This window comes from Streptomyces sp. NPDC002265, assembly GCF_040296125.1.
Classification (GTDB): Bacteria; Actinomycetota; Actinomycetes; order Streptomycetales; family Streptomycetaceae; genus Streptomyces.
Map to the genome: position 1 here is coordinate 1 of NZ_JBEOWS010000529.1, position 4,603 is coordinate 4,603.

The 4,603-nt window shown below is 71.3% G+C and carries 5 protein-coding genes; all 5 read right to left on the minus strand.

The window, feature by feature from the left end; genetic code table 11:
• Nucleotides 1-642 (minus strand): siderophore-interacting protein (locus ABT085_RS44100; RefSeq protein ID WP_351622190.1); only part of this gene is annotated, 642 nt, incomplete at its 3' end.
• Nucleotides 643-674: 32 nt separating this feature from the next.
• On the minus strand, nucleotides 675-1,724 hold the full coding sequence (locus ABT085_RS44105) for an ABC transporter substrate-binding protein (RefSeq protein WP_351622193.1): 1,050 nt from the start codon (nucleotides 1,722-1,724) through the stop codon (nucleotides 675-677).
• A gap of 271 nt (nucleotides 1,725-1,995) precedes the next feature.
• Nucleotides 1,996-3,156: an acyl-CoA dehydrogenase family protein gene (locus ABT085_RS44110; RefSeq protein WP_351622196.1), complete on the minus strand. Its 1,161-nt coding sequence runs from the start codon at nucleotides 3,154-3,156 to the stop codon at nucleotides 1,996-1,998.
• A gap of 5 nt (nucleotides 3,157-3,161) precedes the next feature.
• On the minus strand, nucleotides 3,162-4,103 hold the full coding sequence (locus tag ABT085_RS44115; RefSeq protein ID WP_351622198.1) for a hydroxymethylglutaryl-CoA lyase: 942 nt from the start codon (nucleotides 4,101-4,103) through the stop codon (nucleotides 3,162-3,164).
• Nucleotides 4,100-4,603, minus strand: a 504-nt coding sequence (locus ABT085_RS44120) for an acyl-CoA carboxylase biotin carboxyl carrier protein subunit (RefSeq protein WP_351622201.1), incomplete at its 5' end; no start/stop codon positions are given. The genes ABT085_RS44120 and ABT085_RS44115, both read right to left, overlap by 4 nt.

A 4,603-nucleotide genomic window follows, 5' to 3' on the forward strand; every position in this document is an offset into this window, starting at 1 on the left:
GCGCTGGAGCCTGGTGTTCTCGGCGTCGGCCCGGGTGGCCTGGTCGTGGACGGTGCCCGCGTGGTGCACCTCCAGCCACACCCGGGCGCGGGTGCCGGCCGGAAGGGACTCCAGGATCGACGAGACGGCGGGCAGGGCCGTCTCGTCGCCCCAGACGAGCACCAGGTCGGTGTCCTCGGGCGGGCGGAAGCGGATCGCGCGGTTGTCGGCGAGTGCCGGACCGAGCAGCTTCACGCGGTCGCCCGCGGCCGCCCGCGACGCCCAGCGGGAGGCGGGGCCCGCGGGGACGGCCGCGCCCGGCTCCACGCCGTGCAGCACGAAGTCGATGTCGATCTCGGCGGTGTCGCCGAGCGCGTCCCGGCGCAGCGAGCGCAGGGTGTACGAACGCATCACCGCCCGTACGTCGTCGGGTAGTTCACGCCACCCCTGCCACCACCCGTCACCCAGCTCGACAGGGACCGCGGGCTCGTGCTGGCCGGGGTGCGGCAGGAACAGCGACAGGCTCTGGTCGCGCCCGTGCGAGCGGAAGTGGGCGAGGTCGGACCCGCCGAAGGTGATCCGGACCAGAGACGGGCCGAGCCGCCTCGTCCGTACGACCCGGAGGGAGAAGAAGCGGAACGGGGCGGCCACGGCCGTCGTCATGGGAGCTCCTGAGGCTCAGGAAGGGTGGGCGGTCAGCTGACCTTCTTCGCGTTCTCGAGCGCTTCGGCGAGGTTGTCGAGCAGCGGCACGCACTTGCCGTAGGACAGGATCGGCTCGGGCGAACGCGCGATGACCTGGTTCGCCTTGACCGCCGGGAGCTTCTTCCAGGTGGCCTCGGTGATGTCGGCCGGCTGGATGGTCTGGGAGCGGTCGTCCATCATGATGATGTCGGCCTGGTACTTGTCGACGTTCTCCCAGCTCAGGCTCTCGTACCAGCCGCCGCCCTGCTTCTTGGCGCTCTCCGGGGGCTCGACGAAGTTCACGCCGAGGGCCTTGAAGTACTCCAGGTCGATGGAGAGGTTGGTGCCGGAGACGTAGAACAGCTCCTGGCTGGCGGAGCCCGCCATGACCTTGATGTCGGGCTTGGCCTTGGCTGCCGCGCGCAGCCGGGCGGCCGCCGTCTCGAAGCGCTTCTTGGCGTCGGTGACCGCGGCGGCCTTCATGTCCGCGCCGAGCGACTCGGCCAGCTCCCACATGCGCTGGAGCGGCTTGTCGAGCTGGCGGTCGTAGACGGAGACGCCGACGCTCGGGGCGAGCTTGGCGATCTTGTCCTTGGAGGTCTCGGGGACGTACCAGAGGGTGCCGGCGTCGTCGAACATCGTGGAGATCAGCACGTCCGGCGCCAGGGCCGCGTACTTCTCGACGTTGAACTCGTCCCAGACGTTGCCCAGGACGGTGACCTTGCTGATGTCCATGTCGCCGGCCTGGACGTCGGCCTTGCCGTCGGTGGTCCTGGTGGGGCCGAAGACGCCCTTGACCGAGATGCCGTAGTCGTACAGGGCGGCCGCGACACCGGTGAAGGCGACGATGTTCGCGGGGATCTTGTCGAGCTTCACCGTGGTGCCACGGTCGTCCTTGAACGTCCAGGGGCCGGACTTGGCGGCAGCGGCCGTCTCCTCGGCCGAACCGCCGTCTTTCGCGTCGTCGTCCCCGCACGCGGCGAGCACGGCACCGAGGCCGAGGGCTCCGCCCGCGGCGAGGATGCCGCGACGGGAGAGTTGGGTGGCTCTGGCGTTGGGCATGGCTACGCTGCTTTCGAACAGGGCGGATCACCCGCCGGACAATTCGAAGGTAGGTTAGCCTAACCTCAGCTGACGTCCCAGGGGGTGGGGGTGGCCACTTCACCCTGTGCGTGGACTGTGGGATCGGCGGATCGGCCGACTCCGGCTGTTCCAGGCCGAGTTGGCCCGACCCGCGGCGTCGGAGGAGTGCCCGTCCGGACGCGGACGGGCGGGCCGTCGACGACGACCCGCCCGTGTCCACCGGCCGCGGCACAGGACCGCGCCGGGCGGTTCAGCCCGCCAGTCCCAACTCCCGGGCGATCAGCATCCGCTGGACCTCGCTCGTGCCCTCGCCGATCTCCAGGATCTTGGAGTCGCGCCACATGCGGGCCACCGGGTACTCGTTCATGAAGCCGTAGCCGCCGTGGATCTGGGTGGCGTCACGGGCGTTGTCCACCGCGATGGTGGAGGAGTACAGCTTGGCGACCGCCGCCTCCTTCTTGAAGGGCTCGCCCGAGACGAGACGGGACGCGGCGTCGCGCCAGCCCACGCGGGCCATGTGCGCCTTCATCTCCATATCGGCGATCTTGAACTGGATGGCCTGGTTCGCGCCGATCGGGCGACCGAAGGCGTGCCGCTCCTTCGCGTACTTCACCGACTCGTCCACACAGCCCTGCGCCAGCCCGGTGGCCAGTGCCGCGATGGCGATCCGGCCCTCGTCCAGGATGCGCAGGAACTGCGCGTACCCACGGCCCTGTTCGCCCAGCAGGTTCGCGGCCGGGACCCGCACGTCCGCGAAGGACAGCTCACGGGTGTCCGAGGCGTTCCAGCCGACCTTCGAGTAGGGCGCCGCGACCGTGAAGCCGGGGGTGCCCGAGGGGACGATGATCGAGGAGATCAGCGGCCTGCCGTCCGGCTTGCGGCCGGTGACCGCGGTGACCGTCACCAGACCCGTGATGTCGGTGCCCGAGTTGGTGATGAAGCACTTGCTGCCGTTGATGACCCATTCGTCCGTCTCGGGGTCGAGGCGGGCCGTCGTACGGGTCGCGCCCGCGTCCGAGCCGCCGTCCGGCTCGGTCAGGCCGAAGGCGCCCAGGATCTCCCCGGTGCACAGCCGCGGCAGCCACTCGCGCTTCTGCTCCTCGGTGCCGAAGAGGTGGACCGGCATGGCCCCCAGCGAGACGCCCGCCTCCAGGGTGATGGCCACGGACGAGTCCACCCGGGCCAGCTCCTCCAGCGCGATGCCCAGCGCCAGGTAGTCGCCGCCCATGCCGCCGTACTCCTCCGGGAACGGCAGCCCGAACAGGCCCATCCGGCCCATCTCGCGGACGATCTCGTAGGGGAACTCGTGCCGCTCGTAGAAGTCGCCGATCTTCGGCGCCACGACGTCGTGGGCGAACTCCTCCACCGTGCGGCGGAGTTCTTCCAGTTCGGGGGAGAGCTTGTGGTCCATCGTGTTCACTGCTCCTGGTGGGAGAGGGCTCGTACGGTGCGGGACGGGCTGGGTCGGCCCAGTCGGTCGGCCATCCACACGCTCGTGGCGACGAGACGGCCGAGGTCGACTCCGGTGTCGATGCCGAGGCCGTGCAGCATCCACACGAGATCCTCGGTGGCGAGGTTGCCGGTCGCGGACTTGGCGTAGGGGCAGCCGCCGAGACCCCCGGCGGAGGCGTCGACGGTGGTGACGCCCTGCCGCAGCGCGGCCAGGGTGTTGGCGAGGGCCTGGCCGTAGGTGTCGTGGAAGTGCACGCCCAGCACCTCGGCGGGGATGCCCTGCGCGTCCAGCGAGACGAGCAGTTCGCGCACATGACCCGGGGTCGCGACCCCGATCGTGTCGCCGAGGCTCAGCTCGTCGCAGCCCATGTCCATCAGCGCCTTGCAGACCCGGACGACCTGGTCGACGGGGACCGCGCCCTCCCACGGGTCGCCGAAGCACATGGAGAGGTAGCCGCGCACATGGCCGCCCTCGGCCCTGGCCCGCGCGACGACCGGCTCGAACATCGCCAGCGCCTCGTCCACCGTCCGGTTGAGGTTGGCCTTGGCGAAGGACTCGGTGGCACTGGCGAAGACGGCGACCCGGCGCGCGCCCAGCGCCAGGGCGCGCTCCAGCCCGCGCTCGTTGGGCACGAGCACCGGCAGCTCCACCGGCAGGTCGGCGACCAGCGGGAACAACTGCTCGGCGTCGGCGAGCTGGGGCACCCACTTCGGGTGCACGAAGCTCGTCGCCTCGATGGTGCCCAGACCCGCCCCGGCCAGCCGGCGCACGAACTCCGCCTTCACCTCGGTCGGTACGGTCGCCTTCTCGTTCTGCAGGCCGTCGCGCGCGCCGACCTCGTGGATGCGCACCCGGGCCGGCAGCTCCGGGTCCGGTACGGCCATCGGCAGTCCCGGGGCGGTCATGACGTCGCCTCCTCGTGCGGGGCGACGACGGCGAGCACCTGGTCCATGGCGACCGTGCTGCCCGGCCTGACGTCCAGCTCGGCGACCGTGCCGGCGTGCGGGGCGCAGATGACGTGCTCCATCTTCATCGCCTCGACGACCAGCAGGCTCTGACCGGCCGTCACCTCGTCGCCGACGGCCACCTTCACCACCGTGACCGTGCCGGGCATGGGCGCGGTGAGCGAGTCGGCGCCGCCGTGCGCGGCGCGGTCCAGGGACGCGGCGACCGGGTCGTGGTCGCGCACGTGCCAGGCGTCGCCGTCCCGGCCGAGCCAGTCGGCGGCGCGCCGGAAGGTGTGGCGGACGCCGTCCAGGGTCACCGACACCCGGTCCTCGGTGACGGTGTGGGTGCCGCGCGGGACGTACTCCACCGGGTCCTGCACCCGCAGATGGAAACCGACCGGCCGGCGGTGCTCGCCGCCGTCGGTGACACCGCCGCGGCCGTCCTGGCCTGCGAGGCC

What these genes read in the sequence shown, in the direction of transcription:
- ABT085_RS44115 (WP_351622198.1), bottom strand. Translation starts at nt 4,103, where the DNA reads ATGACCGCCCCGGGACTGCCGATGGCCGTACCGGACCCGGAGCTGCCG.
- ABT085_RS44110 (WP_351622196.1), bottom strand. Translation starts at nt 3,156, where the DNA reads ATGGACCACAAGCTCTCCCCCGAACTGGAAGAACTCCGCCGCACGGTG.
- ABT085_RS44105 (WP_351622193.1), bottom strand. Translation starts at nt 1,724, where the DNA reads ATGCCCAACGCCAGAGCCACCCAACTCTCCCGTCGCGGCATCCTCGCC.